This window comes from Halorubrum gandharaense (assembly GCF_054654575.1).
Genome location: NZ_BAAIET010000001.1, coordinates 1106273 through 1121795 on the forward strand (window position 1 = coordinate 1106273; position 15523 = coordinate 1121795).

The following is a 15523-nucleotide window of genomic DNA, read 5'->3' on the forward strand; positions in this document are numbered from 1 at the left end:
GTCACAGCGTCGTGATGAGCCCGCGGATCAGCTCGGCGCTGTTGCGGGCGCCCTCGATCATCAGCCGGGTGACGCCGTCGACGCCGCCGATGTCGGCGCTGCCGAACATGGCGGGGATGACGTACACCGCGAACAGGAAGCTCGCGATCATGCTCCCGACGTTCGTCATCGCGACGACCATGATCAGCTTGAACAGCGGCACGTTGAGCATCGCGGACACCAGCTCGGAGGGCGATTTCGTCTCGTCACCGAGCAGCTCGTTGAGAGTGCCGATGTCGCTCACGTTCACGGTGAGCTTCCGGAGCTCGACGTAGCCCGCGAACCAGCCGGGGGCGAGCATGGGGTTGATCGACGTCATCCACGCGACCGCCCCGCCGACGGTCGCGGACGACCAGCGCGCACCGACGAGCTTCGCGAACGAGAACGCGAAGACGGCGTTGATCAGGAACCACGCGCCGAACAGCTGGAGCAGGAACGCGCTCTGGACGCCGGCCATCGCCACGAGCACGAAGAAGGTGATGAACGCGATGGCGACCGCGTAGCCGATCGCCTTCCCCCACGGGAACGAGCGGCTGGACTCCTCCCCGACGAGCGACTCCATCGGCGGGAGCGTCTCGGGGTTCGCGAGATAGCCGTCGATGCCCGCCTTGTGGCCGGCGCCGACGACGGCGACGACGTGGTGGCCCGCGTTCCGGAGCGCGACGAGCCGGTGGGCGATGAACGCGTCGCGCTCGTCGATGAGCGCCTCCGCGCCGCCGGGCGAGAACTGTCGGAACTCCTCCATCATCATCGTCACCACGTCGGTGTCGGTGAGCTCCTCCATGTCGAGGTCGTCGATGCCGCCGTACTCCTCATAGTCGCTCTCGCGGCCGCCGAACACGCCGAGCAAGCCGGCGGCGATGAGGCCGACGACGAGCCCGACGGAGATCCCGATTCCGAGACTGCCCACCGCGCTCACGACGAAGCCGCCGAGGTAGGTGGTGACGAGGTCGTCCGCGACGCCGGTGACGGCGACCGCCAGCCCCGTTCCGACGCCGAGTCCGGCGGCAGCGTGGAGGCGGGCGTCGGGCGAGAGGAGGGTCTTGCCGACCTGGTCGACGACGAGTGCGACGACGAGTGCAGCCAGCACGCCGGCCGCGGCGCTCGTGAGCACCGCATCGGTGATACCGACGGCGCCACCGAACAGGCCGATCGCGGGACCGGCGAGGATCCCGACGATCAGCCCGGCCATGACGCCAACGACCCGTGAGTCAGTGATCCCAAATGCGAGCCCGCCGACCATCCGGAGCTTCTCCGAGATGGTCATCCGCGCCCAGAAGCGCTGGATCGTCGTCTGAATGTCGCGGTCGACGAGCGCAACGTCGATCCCCAGCCGCTCGGAGAGCTCGACGGCGGCCTTCATGTCGGCGCCGGGCTCGATGTCGAACCGCTCGCCGAGCTGTGTCTGGACGTACGACAGCATCCAGTAGGCGAGAAACTGGAAGACGGTGTTGCCTTTCAACAGGTCGCTCGCGTCGAGGTCGTCGGGCGTTTCCCCCTGCATCTGCCGGTAGCGCCCCTCGTCGAGCTCGACGGCGACGACGTCCGGGCGCTCGCGCTCGATCGTCTCCTCGACCTCCTCGACGGAGTGTTCGGAGACGTGCGCGGTGCCGACGACGGTGACGGACCCGTCGTCGGGCTCCCGGCTCGCGGGGGCGTTCGCGGAGGACGCGGACGGCGGGTCGCCGGCGTCCGCGGGCGTCTCGGTCATTGGAGGTGGTACTTGGCCCCCGCGTTTAGGGTTTGTGAGTCAACGAGACACACCCCGCGTCCGCGGGCACCCGATCTTGCGCCCTCTCTCCCTTATAAGGGGTCTCGCGGACTGCCGGCGGTCGTCGAGTAGGCGTCGCCGTGGACGTGGTGTTCGGTGGCAGTGACGATCCGCAGGCGCTCGCCGGCGACGATCCGCGCCACGTAGCCCGTACTCGCTAGGTCGTCGGTGCAGCCGAGTGGCACCGGTAGTGTGCGGTCGTCGGCGGGCGCCACTAACACGTCGAGCCGACCGGTTCGCTCGTGGTACCGCGCGTGTGCCAGCTCCAGCGTCGAACAACTGCTGGAGCCGTACCACGCGGTCCCTTCGACGACGACCGTATTGTCGTCGGTCGAGATACGCGGTGGCTCTTCGGGCTCGATCGTCGGACTCGTGAGCTCGAAGCTCGTTATCGGGCCACGATCGAGACAGCCGGCGAGTCCGGCGAGCGATCCGAGTCCTGCGATACCGCAGAGAACGGCGCGTCTGGAGGGCATGCCACCCTCTAGGTCGACGGATCCTCATAAACGTAGGTCACTAGATGGTAGCCGATCGCCGCGATCCCGGCGAGGAGGAAGCCGTAGCCGGTGAACAGTGGGGACTCCAGACCCGCGAGGTTGTGAGCGCCGAGCGCCGCGAAGGTCGCGCCGGCGAGCACGTTCCACGCCCGCGTCTCGCGAGCGGGGCGATACGGGAGGGTGAGAACGACCGCCGCCATCAGCACGAGCAGCACGAAGGTGGCCGGGCCGTGCAGGTCGAGCGCGTCGGGCCTGGCGACGGCGCCGTAGCCGACGACGGCGACGGCCAGCAGCGACGCGACGAGTCCGAGCGGGTCGATCTCCTCGGGGAGGGGCATGACTGTTGGTGTTGGGTGGTTCCCAAAGCGCTTCCGCCGCCGCGTCGCCCGCCCGCCCGCCCGCCCGCTCGCGACGCCCTTTTCAGGGGCGCCGGCGACTCCCCCCACATGGCCGCCGACTTAGAGGAGAAGACCGACCGCTACGGCCGGATGCTCGCGGACGCGCTGGCGGAGGCCGAGCCGCGCCCGCCGGCGGACACCCCGCTCGGCGAGGCCGCCGCCGAGGTGTTCGAGATGGCCGAGTCGTACCTCGACGACGGGCGCCACTTCCGGGAGGCCGACGATCCGGTGAACGCGCTCGCCGCCTACTCGTACGGCTACGGCTGGCTGGACGCCGGCGTCCGGATGGGGCTGTTCGCGGTGCCCGACGACACGGAGCTATTCACGACCTGATAGCCGACCAGTCGGCGAGCCGTTGACCACCGACCTCGTCGTCCGGCGACCCACGCCGCGACCGTCAGCGTTTTTGAGGACTCCCGCATCCAGTCGCGTAGTGAGTTCTCTCGCCGGACGGATCCCCACGTTCCGCTACCGGGACCGGGTGCTGGCGCTGTGTACGCTTGCGTTCCTCGTGACGATGGTCGGGCGGCTGGCGATCAGCCCGGTCGTTCCCCGGATCACCGAGGAGTTCGCGGTCTCGAACGCCGCCGTCGGACTCGCGCTTTCCGGAATGTGGCTGGCGTACGGCCTCGCACAGTTCCCCTCCGGCGTGCTGGCTGACCGCTTCGGCGAGCGCCGGGTGATTCTCGTCTCCGTCGGCGGGACGGGAATCGCCGCACTCCTGATCGCCGTCGCGCCCGTCTTTCCTGCGTTCGTGCTCGCGACGGTCGTGCTCGGCGGCGTCGCCGGCCTCCACTACAGCGTCGGCACGACGTTTCTCGCGCGCATCTACGAGGACGTGGGCACCGCCGTCGGCATCCACAACACGGGCGCCACCATCGCGGGGCTCGGCACGCCAGTCGCCGTCTCGTTCGTCGCGGTTCGATACGGCTGGCGGCCCGCCGTCGCGCTCGGTGCGGTCGTCGGGCTGGTCGGGTTCGTGCTCTTTGCCCGCGGCGTCCGTCCCACGGAGCCCCAGCGTCCCGACCAGCCGCTTCGCGAGCGGTTCCGGGTCGGCCCCCTCGCGGAGCTGCTCTCGCGGCCCGCCATTGGCTTCACCGTCGTGCTCGCCGCGCTCGGCGAGTTCGCGTGGCAGGGGGTCGCCTCCTTTCTGCCGACCCTCCTGATCGAGCATCACGGCTACTCGGCGACCGCCGCCGGAATCGCCTTCGGCGGCTACTTCGTCGCACAGGGCGTCGGCCAGGTGCTCGTCGGCATCGCCTCGGACCGGTTCGGGCGGGACAGCGTCACCGTGGCGTGTATGGTCGTCGGCGCCGCCGGTATCGGGCTCGCGCTCGCAACACCCTCCATCGCCGCCATCGCGGTCGCGATGGTGCTCATCGGCGTGGGGATGAGCTTCGGCGCCGCGCTCATCCCGCGGTTCCTCGACAACTTCTCGGAGACTGAACAAGGCGCCGGATTCGGGCTGGTCCGTACCGTGTACATGATGATGGCGGCCTCCGGCAGCGTTGTCGTTGGCTTCCTCGCGGATCTCGCTGGATGGGTGGTTGCGTTCGGTACCGTTCTTGGCCTCTTGCTGGTCGTCGCCGCCGCGCTCGTCATCAACCGCGCGCTGGGGCTCGGGCTCTGATTCGCTCGTCCGCGTTCGGCGTCGGGATCGCCGATTCCAGAACGCCGTGCCGGGGAGCGAGCCCTTACGTGGCCGGGTGTGGTTGGCTATCGCATGACCAGCTACGACCCGGCCGACTCGCCGATCGGCGGCGCGGTCGGCGCTGACCCGCTGACGTTCGCCGCCGTTCGTACCCGGTTCGGTGACGGTGTCGCCGACGAGCTGGCCGCGGAACTGGACCGTTTCGGCGTGGAACGCCCTCTCGTGGTCACCGACGAGGGGGTCGCCGACGCCGGCGTGCTCGATCGTGTGGTCGGCGGCCTCAACCGGCCCGCCACGCGCCACTTCGCGACCACGGAGCCGTCGACGGCGGACGTGGACGACCTGCCGCTCGGGGACGCTGACGGGGTGGTCGCGGTCGGCGGCGGCTCCGTCATCGACACGGCGAAACTCGGGTCGGCGGTGGCGGCACACGGCGGGAGCGCCGGCGACTACATCGGCGTCGACACGCTTCCGGGGCCGACGCTGCCACTCGTGGCCGTTCCCACTACCAGCGGAACGGGATCACAGGCGACCCAGACTGCGGTCGTGAGCCACGACGGCGTCAAACGCGGGGTGAGCGACGAGCGGCTCCGGCCCGACTGCGCGCTCGTTGACCCGACGCTCACGTTCGGGCTGCCCGCGAGCGTGACGCGCCACTCCGGGTTCGACGCGTTCGTCCACGCGCTGGAGTCGCTCACCGCCCGAGACTACCGGTGGGTCGACGAACGGCCCATCACGTATCAGGGGGCGAACCCCGTCTCCCGGGCACTGTCCGCCCGCGCGCTCCGGCTGGTGCACGGGTCGCTGGAGCGCGCCGTCGTGAACGGCGACGACCGGGAGGCTCGCCGGCGGTTGAGTCTCGGATCGCACCTCGCGGGTGCGGCCTTCTCGCTGTCCGGGCTCGGGGCAGTCCACGCGCTCGCGAGTTCCGTGGGCGGGATGGTCGACCGTCCACACGGCGCGTGTCTCGCGGTCTCGCTGGAGCCGGGGCTCCGGTACAATCTTCCGGCACGGGGCGAGGAGTACGCGGCCGTCGCCCGGTGGCTGGGCATCTCGACCGCCGAGCACGACGCGGCGGCCGCCGCCGACCTGATCGACGAGTGTGTGCGGCTCCGGGATTCCGTGGGGCTGCCGGCGTCGATGGAGGCCTTCGGGCTCGGCCCGGACGACATCGACGCGCTCGTCGAGAACACGCTGGTACAGGAGCGGCGACTGGTGACGAACCCGCGGGACGTGCGCGCAGATCTGCGGGAAGTGCTGGCGGAACCGCTCGGGGACGAGTGAGGGGGTCCACAGCTTCGGGGCGGTCTTAGTCGCCGTCGGCTCCCCCGGTCGCCTCGACGCCCTCGGGGTCGACGACCTCCTCTAACGTCTCGACCACCTGTCGGGCCTGATAGGCGTCCACCAGCCGGAGACAGATGACGTAGCTCGGCACGGCGGCGACGACCGCGAGGATCAGGTTGCCCACGAGCAGCCGGGCGACGATCTCCGGACCGGCCGACAGCGACACCTGGGTGGCCGAGACGCCCTCGACGGGGCCGAGGAGGAAGACCCCAAGCGTGAAGCTCGCGGCGTAAACTCCCCACTTCACCACCGGATTGAACACGATGACGGAGGCGAAAATCGCCACCTTATTGATCCGGTCGAACAGCCAGGCGAGCACGACGAAGACGGCAAGCCCGGTCCCCAGCGTTGGCAGCATCGTGATGAAGACGCCCAGCGCGAAGCTGCCGGCGGTCTCGCGGGAGCTGTGTTCCTCCGCGAACGAGCGCTGAATCCCCTCCTTCGCACGGGCGGCCCACGCCTCCATCCGACTCACGATCATTGAGAACTGGTAGCCCGCCACGAGGAAAGTAGCTGTCGACGGATGTGGTCGCTCCGTTCGGCGTTTTCTCGAACTACTCAAACCGGTACGTGGCGCCGTCCGGGCTGTCCTCGACCTCGACGCCCACCTCGGAGAGCGCGTCGCGGAGCTCGTCGGCGCGCTCGTACTCGCCCGCCTCGCGAGCCTCCTCGCGCAGTGAGAGCACGAGTTCGACGAGCTCGCCGGCAAGCTCCACCTCGCCGTCCGTCTCGGCACCGAACTGGAGGCCGAGCACGTCACCGCCCAGCGTCTCGAACGTCTCGACCGCGCGTCGGAGTCCGCGGTAGTCGTAGTCGTCCGCGGCGTCCACATGGCGATTTACCGCATCGGTGAGATCGAGGAGGGCGGTCGTCGCCTCACGCAGATTGAAGTCGTCGTTCATCGCCGCGGCGAAGTTCTCGCGGGTCTCCTCGACGCCCACACGGAGCGCCTCGTCGGTCGCCTTCGTGTGGGCGTCCGTCGAGTCGAGCGCGTCGACGGCGCGCTCGTAGGTGCGTGAGAGGCGATCCCAGCGCTCCTTTGCCTCCGCCATCGTCTCCTCGGTGAGCGCCTGCTCGGAGCGGTAGCCCGCGCCGGCGTAGAACGTCCGGACGACGTTGACGCCGAGCTCCTCGAGGGCGTCCGGCACCGTCCAGAAGTTGCCGATCGACGACGACATCTTCTCGCCCTCCATCGAGAGGAGGCCGACATGGAGCCAGTGGCGGGCGAACTCGTCGCCGGTGGCCGCCTCCGACTGGGCGATCTCGTTTTCGTGATGGGGGAAGACCAGGTCGCGGCCACCCATGTGGATGTCGAGCGTGTCGCCGAGGTGCGTCGTCGACATGGCCGAGCACTCCACGTGCCAGCCCGGTCGACCCTCGCTCCACGGGGAGTCCCAGGTCTCGCCCGACGGCGTCTCCGCGCCGTGGTCGTGTTTGGCGTGCTCTCGTGCAGCCGTCTCGCTCACGCCGCCGGCCTTCCACAGCGCGAAGTCGGCCGGGTTGCGCTTCTCGGAGCGCTCGTCCGCCTCGCCCTGTGCCTCCAGGTCCTCAACCTGCTGGTTCGAGAGGGCGCCGTAGTCGTCGAAGCAGGTCACGTCGAAGTAGACGGAGCCCTTCGACTCGTAGGCGTACCCCTTCTCGACGAGCGTCTCCACCAGCTCGACGATCTCGGGGACGTGTTCGGTGACGCGGGGATACACCTCGGCGCGTTTGAGGTTCAGTCCGCGCATCGACTCGAACACCTCGGCCGTGAACGTCTCGGCCACGTCGCGCTCGGCGTCCCAGTCGTCGCGCTCGCCGACACGGGCCGTGATCTTCTCGTTGACGTCCGTCACGTTCTCGACGTGGCGCACGTCGTAGCCCAGATGCTCCAGCCACCGGTGGACCACGTCTGCGTGGAACCAGAGCCGAGCGTGGCCGAGATGGGGGTCGTCCGACACGGTCAGCCCACAGACGTACAGCGTCACGTCGCCGTCGGCCGTGAACTCCACGCGCTCGTCCGACAGAGTGTCGGTTACGACGAGGCTCATTGGAGTTCCGTAGCCGCGGACGGACTTTTAAACCGTCGAAACGGGGAGTGGCTCGACAGTCGAGCAAGCGGCGTCCCGACCACGCCACCATCCACCCGGCGCGCCCGGCGAGCGCCCACTGGGCGCGAGCCGGAGCGCGAGGGAGGCGGGAGCGCGCCGGCGTGTGCGGTGCAGTCCGCCGGCGCGCTCTCCGCCGAGGCTGGGGAGGCGTGAGGTGCGGGTGCGGTGCTGTGCGGTGCGGGTGGGACTCAAAGGGGCAGCCGGCGAGGACGAAGCACGGCGACGCAAGCACTCAAAAGGGCCGGGCGGTGCGGAGAGGCCCTTTTGAGCGCGCAGCGAGCCGCGCGAGTTCTCGCTGGCTGGGGCTTTGGAGGTGTCTACCGTCGTGCTCACCTCACCAACCGCTTATAAGGAGTCGGCTGGGGCTTTGGAGGGGTTTGTCGTCGTGCACACTCCACGAACCACGTAAACCGCCGTCTCCTCGCCACCCTTCACACCAACCCCTTATAAGGCGGTCTCCCGATATCGCTCGGGGTCGTCGTGGAAGCAGTCACCGACGACGATGGCGTCGGCGCCGGCCTCCAGAATCTCCCGGCTCTGCTCGCCCGACCGGATCCCGCCGCCGTACACCAACTGCGTCTCGTCCAGGTACTCCGCCGCGGCAGCCACGTCCTCGGGGCCGCCGTAGGTGCCGGAGTACTCCACGTAGAAGACGGGGAAGCCGTAGAACGACTCGGCGGCGAGCGCGGCGCCCGCGACCTCCTCGGGCGAGAACGCCGCCTCCACACCCGTCCGCTTGGCGGCCTTCGAGTCGAGATTCTGGATCACGTACCCCTCGCCGACCATCTTGTCGGCCACGTCGCCGACCGCCGAGCGCGCCTTCGAGGAGACCAGGTCGCCCACGAGCGGAACGCTCGACCCGATCACGTCGTCGGGCTTGCTCGCGAGGTGCGCGAAGTGGTCGAGGTGCTTGCCGACGAAGTGGTCGCGGTCGCCGTTGAACACCGCAGCCAGTCCGACGGCGTCCGCGAGTTCGACCGTCTCCCGCGAGACGTGCTCGGAGCGATACGGCTCCTGTATCACGCCCATGTCGGGAAACGCGTCGCGGATCGCGCGGATCGCGGCGGCGGTGTTGTCGGCGGTGACGGCGTCGGAGCCGCCGACCATCACGAGGTCGGTCGCGTCGAGCACCCCGAGGTCGCCCGGCAGCTCCTTGGCCGGGTCGACCTTGGTGATGTGGGAGACCTCCTCCCAGTCGAGTCGCGTCATACCCGCTACTACCCGGGATGTGGGGTATATACTCCACGATGTGCGACGGCGTGCGCTCGGGGAAGCACGGGAAAGCACCGAACGCACGGAGACGCGCCGGCGAGCGCTCAGTGCGCTTCCGCGTTGCGGCCGCTGTATTCGAAGACTACGCGAGGATCGCCGCACAGAACGTCTATATCGGACGAAGGCACCCGATCATCCGTCACTTCGAGAGTCCCGTTGGACGGAGGTACTCCGCTCCCGACCAGCCTCGACGGCGTCCTCCAGCGTGTCGGCCTCCGTCTGTGAAAGGACGCCGGCGACCTCCGTCCACGAGCGCTCATCGGTGAGCCGCTTGACGACATCGGAAAACGACTCTCCCGCCCGTTTGTGAGCCGTGAGCCGATTGTAGGCTTCCTCGTCGAGTGGGACCGTTTTCCTCGTCATTACGAACGATCGTTGGACGTATTCGCATATAAAACCGGAGCCGGACGGGCCTTCCAACCGCGTGGCTCTGTTGAAACCCTTAGCGCGTGATACGCTTGTCTCCCATGTGGTCAGTACAGCCGGTTGGGAGATCCTGTTGTTCGACCTCGGGAGTGGGTGTATCACGTGATCGGATGTGGCGTTTATAAGTAGGTCGTAGATGGTGTCGTACTTCGTTTATAAGGTGTGAATGATCGGTGAGTCGTCGGGAGTTCGCCGGTGAGGACCGCCTGCAAAGCCCCAGCCGGCTCCGGTCGAGGGGCTCGCTGCGCTCCTCGCTCTCAGCACCGCCCGCTGCGGTGCTTGCGTCGCCCGTCTTCCCGGAGCCGGCTGCCCCTTTGAGCCCCACCCCGCACGGCACCGCACCCGCGCCTCAGACCTCCCCAGCCTCGCCGCTCGCTCCGCTCGCGGCGTCCCTCGCGCGCCGACGAGCGCCCGTTGGGCGCTCGCCGGGCGCGCCACCGCACCGCAACCTCGTTTATAAGGGAGGCGTCGCTGCCTCTATCGACCGTTTATATACTACATCACCGGCGTCGATCTGAAACATCCACTCCCGAGATCAATCAACAAACAGGTCTCACCGCCCGGCCTACTTCGTCCTCACCTGCCCTACTTCGGCGTCGCCACCACGCCGAGATGGTCCTCGTGGAACCGGTCGAGCCGACGCGTCTCCAGCACCTCGTAGGTGCCCCGCAGCTGGTCGCGGACGCGCTCGAACACGTCGTCGGGATCGGCAGTCACGTCCTCGCTTCGCGCCTTCACCGCCAGCAGGAGCCGGCCGTCGTCCGCGAGGAACTCCGCGTTGCGGACCGCCACGTCGGCCTGCCCGCGGGTCGCCACGTCCTGCACGATGACGTCGACGCCGGCCTCCACGACGTGCGCGTACGTGTCCGGTTTCCGCGCGTCCTTCAACAGCGGGAACAGTCGGTTGCGGCTCTCCGCGGCGTCCAGCAGGTCGCGGGCGGGCCGCGGCGCGAACTCGACGGCGTACGTCGGCCCGGCGAAGTCCGCGACGTGGCTCACGGTCGTCCCCGCCGCAGCACCGAGGTACAGCACCGTCTCGCCGCCGGAGAGCCCGGTGTCGAAGCCCAGCTCGAACATCCCGCCGAGCTTCGAGCGCTCGGGGTCCCACGCGCGCCACTCACCGTCGGTCGGCTCGCCGTACACCGGCTCGCCGCGGGTCGCGAGGCGCGTCTCGCCGCCGATTTCGCGGCGCTCGACGCCCGCGGGGAGGTCGGCGTCTTCGACGGAGGTCTCGCTCATGCGTCGTCACCTCCGGTTTCGTCGGCAGCCGCATCCGCACCGCCATCCGCTCCCCCATCCCCTTCCGCCTCACCGTCCTCCGCCCGCGCCCGGATGGTCGCCATCCGGTCTGCGAGGTCGTCGTGGAGTTCCTGTTTGAACTCGCCCGAGTAGTGGTCGACGCGCGCGGCGAGCGTCAGCTTGCCGGCGAACGCCCGCGCGGCGGAGCCGCGGTCCTCGGGACGCGTTCCTCGGACGAACTCGTGCGTGAAGATGACCCCGTGTTTCGGCGAGGGCGCCCCGCCGGTGAGGTGCGCGAACAGCGCGTCCTCCGCGCCGAGCACCTGCACGGTTCCGGAGGGCTTCTTCGCCAGCGACTCCAGCCCGCCCGCCAGCTCGATCAGCCGCGCGGCGAGGTCCGCGCCCGCCATCGCCGACAGGTTCGGCGCCACCGCGGGCGCCGTACGCTCGACGTAGGCGGCCAGCTCGTCGCGCTCGTCCGCGAGCGACGCCGCCCGTGACGCCAGCGAAACGGCACGGCGCTCGGCGTCCCCTTCGGGCTCGCGCTCCGCGATTGCGCGCGCACCTTCGATGCCGGGCTCGGCGTCCGCAAAGAGGCTCCCGGCCCACTCCGTCGCTCGCTCGGCCAGCTCGTTGGCGGTGCGCTCGCAGTCGTCGCGGGCCCGCACGGCGTGGATGAGCTGTTGGTCGTCCGCGCGTTCGCGCTCGGCGACCGCCGCGCCGGTCGCGGCCGTCGTCGCCGCCTTGAGGGCGTCGTAGTAGTCGTCCTCGTCGTCGGCGAAGCCGGCGTCCACGGCCCGCGCGGGCCAGTCGGCCGGCGACTCGGCGCTCCCCTCGCGAACCCGCGTCGCTCCCGTCTCGGGGTCGTCGGCGTCCGCACCGACGAACCATCCGTCGTTCATGCACCCGTCTTCCGGCTCCGGCAAAAGGAAGCTATCGGTCCGCGGATGAGATTCCGATCCACGGAGCCGCTCGTTTAAACCTCGGGAGTTCCAATTTCGAGCATGAAACGTGCAGACTCGGAAACGACGCCGGACGCGGGTTCGGGTGCGGACTCGGCGCCGGACACGGATTCGGATTCCGACTCCGAGGCCGGCGCGCCCGTCCTGATCTTCGACGGCGACTGTCCGTACTGCTCGGTGGCGGCCGTCGCACTCCGTCGGCTGGATGGAGTGGTCGCAGTGCCCTGGGACGCCGACCCGGTCGGGCCCTTCCTCGACGCGCAGTTCGGCGCGCGCCCCTTCGCGATGGTGTTCGTCGACCCGGCCGAGTCCCGGGTGTACGCGGGTCGCGCCGCCGCCGAGGAGCTCGCCGAGCGCGCCGGCACCCCGGGAATCGTCGGCGGGCTCGTTCGCGACAACTACGACCGGATCGCGAGCGTCGTCGGGACGCTCTCGGGACGGGACCGCGACCCGGACGACTACCACGAGGCGTATTCGCTGGCGGCGGATGCGCGGGAACTCCTCGGTGACCTCCGCGCGGCCGCGAGCGACCCGCCGGCTCCGCCGAAGGATGCGGGCGGTTCCGAGAATGGGGAGGACCCGTCGCCGTGACCGGCGGCACCTACACCCTGCTGGTCGAGCTGCCCGAGCCCGCGACCGTCACCGTCGGCGCGCTCGGCGAATGTCGCTTCCCCGCCGGCGCATACGCCTACACCGGCAGCGCGCTCGGCAGCGGCGGCTTCTCGCGTGTGGACCGCCACCGTCGCGTGGCCGCCGGCGAGCACGACGTGCGCCACTGGCACGTCGACTACCTGCTCGGCCATCCGGCGACCCGTATCCGCGGCGTCGTGACCACCGACGAGCTCGACGTGGAGTGTGCGGTCGCCGGACGCCTCCCGGAGGGGCCTGTCGCGGAGTTCGGCGCCTCCGACTGCGACTGCCGCTCGCATCTCGCCGGCGTCGAGGCGGCTGCGGGTGACGCGGCTACGGGGGACGCGGCTGCGAGCGGCGAGGATGCGGACGGCACCGCCGATACCGGTGCTGTCGTCGCGACGCTCCGTGAGCAGGTCGCGCAGGCACACGAGGGGGCGAGCGCCCCGTCTCGGACGGAGTGAAAAGGGGTGCCGTGCGTTCGCCGAGCGCGCTACAGGTCGTACCGCTCGACTACGTCCCGAAGCTGCTCGCGCCGACCGGTGATCGCCTCGTCGCGAAGCGCCGCTTCGCTGTCAGTTGGGCATTCGAGATCGGGCACCTCGCTCGGCTTGCCGGACTCGTCGAGCGCGACGAACGTGAAGAAGGAAGTGGTCGTTCGGCGCTCCTCGCCGGTTTTGGGGTTTTCCGCGCGCACGTCGACTTTCACGTCCAGACTGGTGCGACCGGTGTTGAACACGTACCCTTCGACGACGACCACCTCGCCGACTTCGATGCTGGAGATGAAGTCGACGTGGTCCATCGAGGCGGTGACCACCTGCTTGCTGGCGAAGCGCATCCCCGCGATGGCGCCACAGATGTCCATCCAGTGGAGCACCGAACCACCCAGCGCGCGCCCGAGGTTGTTCGTGTCGTTCGGGAGCAACAGCTCGGTCATCTCTGTGTACGACGCCGCGAGGCTGGCGGTCTCGTCTCGACCGCTGGCGGGTTCGGCCATACGCGGTCTGTGCGCGCCGGCGTTTAAGCCGTGACGATGCGGGACGGGGATCCCCGTTTTCCGCTACCCCTCGGGCGGATCCCGGTCGTCCTGCCGGTCGTCCCGTCGGTCTTCCGGCCGTTCCCGGTCGCCGCCGAACGAGACGGCGTCCTGCGGTCGACCCGCTTCGTCGATCACCTCGTCGGTGACGACGATGGGACACTCGACCCGAACGGCGAGCGCGAGCGCGTCGGAGGGGCGCGCGTCGAAGACGAACTCCTTCGGCCGGCCGTCCTCGTAGCGCTGGGCGTCGATCTTCGCGTAGAAGGTGCCGTCGGTGAGGTCGTCGATCCGCACGCGGTCGACGGCGCCGCCGAACTCAGTCACCACCTCCAACAGCAGGTCGTGGGTGAGCGGGCGCTCGAACGGCTCGCCCTCCAGGACGAGGCCGATGGAGCGCGCCTGGTCGCCGCTGACGAAGATGGGGACGTACTCGCCGCGCGCGGAAAGGACGACCGCGGGGACGTCGCCGCCGGGCGCGGAGCCGGCGCCGACCCCAACGACCTCGGCTTCGTGTTCCATACTCGCCGATGGACGGCGTGGCTTGAATAGCTATCCCCGGCCCGCTCCCTCGCGTCGGGCTACTGCAGTTCCCGCGGGTGACTACCGCAGTTCCCGCCACTCGCTCCGGTACCAGTAGACCCACGCGAGCGTGAACACGAGCCCGGCGCCGAGGAAGAAGACGACGCCGGGCTCCACGAGCGAGAGCGCGTACTCCGCGGCCATGTCGGCGCGCTCGGCGGCGTCGCCGTCGAAGCTCACCTCGAAGCCGTCCGCGTCGGCGTCGTCGGTCTCCGCGGCGGGCGTCTCCGCCTCGACGGCCTCCCCGGTCGCGTCGGCATCGGCGTCCGCCACGTCGTCCTCCGCCACCGTCGGCCCGTCGGCCGCGTCGTCGCCCCCCTGTTCCACGGCGTAGCCGTCCGCGCCCGTCGTCCCGTCAGGGGCTGCCACGCTCAGGAGGCGCTGGGCGGCGAGCGCGGCCAGCCCCAACACCGCGTACCCGCCGAGCAACCGCTTGAGCGCCGTGCGGATCCCGCCCGAGGAGGTGGAGCCGCCGGCGAACAGCACCAGCGGCTCGTCGGCGGGCGCGTACACGTTCATCTCGCGCCCCTTCTCGGAGTAGGCGGTGTCCACCACGTCCACGAGGTCGGCGTCCGTGAGCTTCCCGAGATGGTACTGGACGTTCTGCAGCGAGGTGTTGAGCTCGTCGGCGATCTCCGAGGTGGTCGCCGGCTCCTCGTGGAGCGTCGTCAGGACGTTGCGTGCGGTTTCGGAGCCAAGCGCCGCGATGAGGTCGTCCGCCTCGTCGTCGTCGACGCCCACGACCCTCGGGTCGCGGTCGTCGGGCGTCAGATCCGGCGGGGAGGGCAACAGCCGGGACATATCGGTGTCTGGGAGGTCGGAGGATACAAATCTGTTGGGTGACGGAGGTGCCGAGCGCGTCAGCGGTTGCCCGAGTCAGTCCTCGCGTGCCGTCTCGACTACCCGAGAGAACTCCCGTGCGGTCTCGGTGATCGTCTCGAAGTCGCCGCGCGCGGCGGCCTCGTAGTCGACGAGCGCGCCGCCGGCGCCCACCGCGAACGCGCCGGCCTCGACGAAATCGGCGGCGTTGTCCGGCCCGACGCCGCCGGTCGGCATCATCGGGATCTGCCCGAGCGGCCCCTTCATCGCCGCGAGGTGGCCCGGTCCCACCGTCGAGGCGGGAAACACCTTCACGAAGTCGGCGCCAGCCTCGTACCCCCGCACCGCCTCCGTGGGCGTCATCACGCCCGGTGCGGAGACGGCGCCGTACCGGTTACACGTCTCGATCACGTCCTCGTGCAGGCTCGGCGAGACCACGAACTCCGCGCCGGCCATCAGCGTGGTCCGGGCGGTCTCCGAATCGAGCACCGTCCCCGTGCCGACGACGACCTCACTGTCGTCGAACGAGCCGGTCACGTCCGACAGCAGGTCGCCGACGTTCGGGGTGTCAGCCGTGATCTCGATCGCGGTGACGCCTCCCTCGCGGAGCGCGTCGGCGATGCCGATCAGCTGGTCGGCTTCGACGCCGCGGAGCACGGCGACGACGCCGCTCTCCTCGATCCGAGACAGGGTGTCGTCCATACTCACTCGTTGCCGAGTGAATACTTAAACCCATGTGGCGTCGGAGGCGTCTCGCTCGACCGACC

General features: G+C 69.7%; 18 protein-coding genes. 5 read left to right on the forward strand and 13 right to left on the reverse strand.

Annotated elements, in window-relative coordinates:
* Nucleotide 1 precedes the first annotated feature (1 nt).
* The 3 genes from ACYQ07_RS05205 to ACYQ07_RS05215 form a co-directional block, all read right to left on the reverse strand.
* Nucleotides 2-1750 (reverse strand): TraB/GumN family protein, encoded by a 1749-nt coding sequence (locus ACYQ07_RS05205; protein ID WP_459878355.1) that lies wholly within the window; start codon nt 1748-1750, stop codon nt 2-4.
* 92 nt (nt 1751-1842) lie between these two features.
* Nucleotides 1843-2286: a hypothetical protein gene (locus ACYQ07_RS05210; RefSeq protein WP_459878358.1), complete on the reverse strand. Its 444-nt coding sequence runs from the start codon at nt 2284-2286 to the stop codon at nt 1843-1845.
* Nucleotides 2287-2294: 8 nt separating this feature from the next.
* Nucleotides 2295-2645, reverse strand: coding sequence for a hypothetical protein (locus ACYQ07_RS05215; protein WP_459878361.1), 351 nt, complete (start codon nt 2643-2645; stop codon nt 2295-2297).
* A gap of 108 nt (nt 2646-2753) precedes the next feature.
* On the opposite strand from ACYQ07_RS05215, the gene ACYQ07_RS05220 reads away from it, so the two are divergent.
* The 3 genes from ACYQ07_RS05220 to ACYQ07_RS05230 all read left to right on the forward strand — a co-directional run bounded on the left by ACYQ07_RS05220 (nt 2754) and on the right by ACYQ07_RS05230 (nt 5640).
* On the forward strand, nt 2754-3038 hold the full coding sequence (locus ACYQ07_RS05220) for a DUF357 domain-containing protein (RefSeq protein WP_459878363.1): 285 nt from the start codon (nt 2754-2756) through the stop codon (nt 3036-3038).
* 100 nt (nt 3039-3138) lie between these two features.
* A complete protein-coding gene (locus ACYQ07_RS05225; RefSeq protein ID WP_459878366.1) occupies nt 3139-4335 on the forward strand; it encodes an MFS transporter in 1197 nt (398 codons plus the stop codon).
* A 93-nt stretch (nt 4336-4428) separates the two neighbouring features.
* Nucleotides 4429-5640, forward strand: a complete 1212-nt coding sequence (locus ACYQ07_RS05230; RefSeq protein ID WP_459878369.1) for an iron-containing alcohol dehydrogenase family protein — start codon at nt 4429-4431, stop codon at nt 5638-5640.
* Nucleotides 5641-5665: 25 nt separating this feature from the next.
* Here the strand turns inward: ACYQ07_RS05230 and ACYQ07_RS05235 are convergent, their stop codons facing one another.
* The 6 genes from ACYQ07_RS05235 to ACYQ07_RS05260 form a co-directional block, all read right to left on the reverse strand.
* Nucleotides 5666-6181, reverse strand: a complete 516-nt coding sequence (locus tag ACYQ07_RS05235) for a DUF2062 domain-containing protein (RefSeq protein WP_459878372.1) — start codon at nt 6179-6181, stop codon at nt 5666-5668.
* A gap of 73 nt (nt 6182-6254) precedes the next feature.
* The gene (cysS, locus tag ACYQ07_RS05240) at nt 6255-7730 is read right to left on the reverse strand and encodes a cysteine--tRNA ligase (RefSeq protein WP_459878375.1); all 1476 of its coding nucleotides are present in this window, start codon (nt 7728-7730) and stop codon (nt 6255-6257) included.
* Nucleotides 7731-8234: 504 nt separating this feature from the next.
* A complete protein-coding gene (locus ACYQ07_RS05245; RefSeq protein WP_459878378.1) occupies nt 8235-8999 on the reverse strand; it encodes a geranylgeranylglyceryl/heptaprenylglyceryl phosphate synthase in 765 nt (254 codons plus the stop codon).
* Nucleotides 9000-9194: 195 nt separating this feature from the next.
* Complete coding sequence (locus ACYQ07_RS05250) at nt 9195-9425, reverse strand: antitoxin VapB family protein (protein ID WP_459878380.1); 231 nt, start codon at nt 9423-9425, stop codon at nt 9195-9197.
* Nucleotides 9426-10073: 648 nt separating this feature from the next.
* On the reverse strand, nt 10074-10727 hold the full coding sequence (locus ACYQ07_RS05255; protein ID WP_459878383.1) for a fibrillarin-like rRNA/tRNA 2'-O-methyltransferase: 654 nt from the start codon (nt 10725-10727) through the stop codon (nt 10074-10076).
* Nucleotides 10724-11629 (reverse strand): NOP5/NOP56 family protein, encoded by a 906-nt coding sequence (locus tag ACYQ07_RS05260; protein ID WP_459878386.1) that lies wholly within the window; start codon nt 11627-11629, stop codon nt 10724-10726. Before ACYQ07_RS05260 ends, ACYQ07_RS05255 begins: the two co-directional genes overlap by 4 nt.
* 102 nt (nt 11630-11731) lie before the next feature.
* On the opposite strand from ACYQ07_RS05260, the gene ACYQ07_RS05265 reads away from it, so the two are divergent.
* On the forward strand, nt 11732-12280 hold the full coding sequence (locus tag ACYQ07_RS05265) for a DUF393 domain-containing protein (RefSeq protein WP_459878389.1): 549 nt from the start codon (nt 11732-11734) through the stop codon (nt 12278-12280).
* Nucleotides 12277-12783, forward strand: coding sequence for a GIY-YIG nuclease family protein (locus tag ACYQ07_RS05270; protein WP_459878392.1), 507 nt, complete (start codon nt 12277-12279; stop codon nt 12781-12783). The genes ACYQ07_RS05265 and ACYQ07_RS05270 overlap by 4 nt, the downstream gene beginning before the upstream one ends.
* A 29-nt stretch (nt 12784-12812) precedes the next feature.
* Here the strand turns inward: ACYQ07_RS05270 and ACYQ07_RS05275 are convergent, their stop codons facing one another.
* The 4 genes from ACYQ07_RS05275 to ACYQ07_RS05290 all read right to left on the reverse strand — a co-directional run bounded on the left by ACYQ07_RS05275 (nt 12813) and on the right by ACYQ07_RS05290 (nt 15458).
* Nucleotides 12813-13316, reverse strand: a complete 504-nt coding sequence (locus ACYQ07_RS05275) for an acyl-CoA thioesterase (protein WP_459878394.1) — start codon at nt 13314-13316, stop codon at nt 12813-12815.
* Between the two features lie 63 nt (nt 13317-13379).
* Nucleotides 13380-13877 carry a bifunctional nuclease family protein gene (locus tag ACYQ07_RS05280; protein ID WP_459878397.1) on the reverse strand — a complete coding sequence of 166 codons (498 nt, stop codon included), beginning with the start codon at nt 13875-13877 and terminating at the stop codon, nt 13380-13382.
* Nucleotides 13878-13958: 81 nt separating this feature from the next.
* Nucleotides 13959-14738, reverse strand: coding sequence for an ArsR/SmtB family transcription factor (locus tag ACYQ07_RS05285; protein ID WP_459878400.1), 780 nt, complete (start codon nt 14736-14738; stop codon nt 13959-13961).
* A gap of 75 nt (nt 14739-14813) precedes the next feature.
* Nucleotides 14814-15458 (reverse strand): bifunctional 4-hydroxy-2-oxoglutarate aldolase/2-dehydro-3-deoxy-phosphogluconate aldolase, encoded by a 645-nt coding sequence (locus ACYQ07_RS05290; RefSeq protein WP_459878404.1) that lies wholly within the window; start codon nt 15456-15458, stop codon nt 14814-14816.
* Nucleotides 15459-15523: the final 65 nt, after the last annotated feature.

Coding starts and splice junctions, on each gene's coding strand:
- ACYQ07_RS05290 (WP_459878404.1), bottom strand. CDS start 15,458: ATGGACGACACCCTGTCTCGGATCGAGGAGAGCGGCGTCGTCGCCGTG.
- ACYQ07_RS05245 (WP_459878378.1), bottom strand. CDS start 8,999: ATGACGCGACTCGACTGGGAGGAGGTCTCCCACATCACCAAGGTCGAC.
- ACYQ07_RS05255 (WP_459878383.1), bottom strand. CDS start 10,727: ATGAGCGAGACCTCCGTCGAAGACGCCGACCTCCCCGCGGGCGTCGAG.
- ACYQ07_RS05285 (WP_459878400.1), bottom strand. CDS start 14,738: ATGTCCCGGCTGTTGCCCTCCCCGCCGGATCTGACGCCCGACGACCGC.
- ACYQ07_RS05220 (WP_459878363.1), top strand. CDS start 2,754: ATGGCCGCCGACTTAGAGGAGAAGACCGACCGCTACGGCCGGATGCTC.
- ACYQ07_RS05260 (WP_459878386.1), bottom strand. CDS start 11,629: ATGAACGACGGATGGTTCGTCGGTGCGGACGCCGACGACCCCGAGACG.
- ACYQ07_RS05275 (WP_459878394.1), bottom strand. CDS start 13,316: ATGGCCGAACCCGCCAGCGGTCGAGACGAGACCGCCAGCCTCGCGGCG.
- ACYQ07_RS05215 (WP_459878361.1), bottom strand. CDS start 2,645: ATGCCCCTCCCCGAGGAGATCGACCCGCTCGGACTCGTCGCGTCGCTG.
- ACYQ07_RS05210 (WP_459878358.1), bottom strand. CDS start 2,286: ATGCCCTCCAGACGCGCCGTTCTCTGCGGTATCGCAGGACTCGGATCG.
- ACYQ07_RS05250 (WP_459878380.1), bottom strand. CDS start 9,425: ATGACGAGGAAAACGGTCCCACTCGACGAGGAAGCCTACAATCGGCTC.
- ACYQ07_RS05205 (WP_459878355.1), bottom strand. CDS start 1,750: ATGACCGAGACGCCCGCGGACGCCGGCGACCCGCCGTCCGCGTCCTCC.
- ACYQ07_RS05235 (WP_459878372.1), bottom strand. CDS start 6,181: ATGATCGTGAGTCGGATGGAGGCGTGGGCCGCCCGTGCGAAGGAGGGG.
- ACYQ07_RS05280 (WP_459878397.1), bottom strand. CDS start 13,877: ATGGAACACGAAGCCGAGGTCGTTGGGGTCGGCGCCGGCTCCGCGCCC.
- ACYQ07_RS05230 (WP_459878369.1), top strand. CDS start 4,429: ATGACCAGCTACGACCCGGCCGACTCGCCGATCGGCGGCGCGGTCGGC.
- cysS (WP_459878375.1), bottom strand. CDS start 7,730: ATGAGCCTCGTCGTAACCGACACTCTGTCGGACGAGCGCGTGGAGTTC.
- ACYQ07_RS05265 (WP_459878389.1), top strand. CDS start 11,732: ATGAAACGTGCAGACTCGGAAACGACGCCGGACGCGGGTTCGGGTGCG.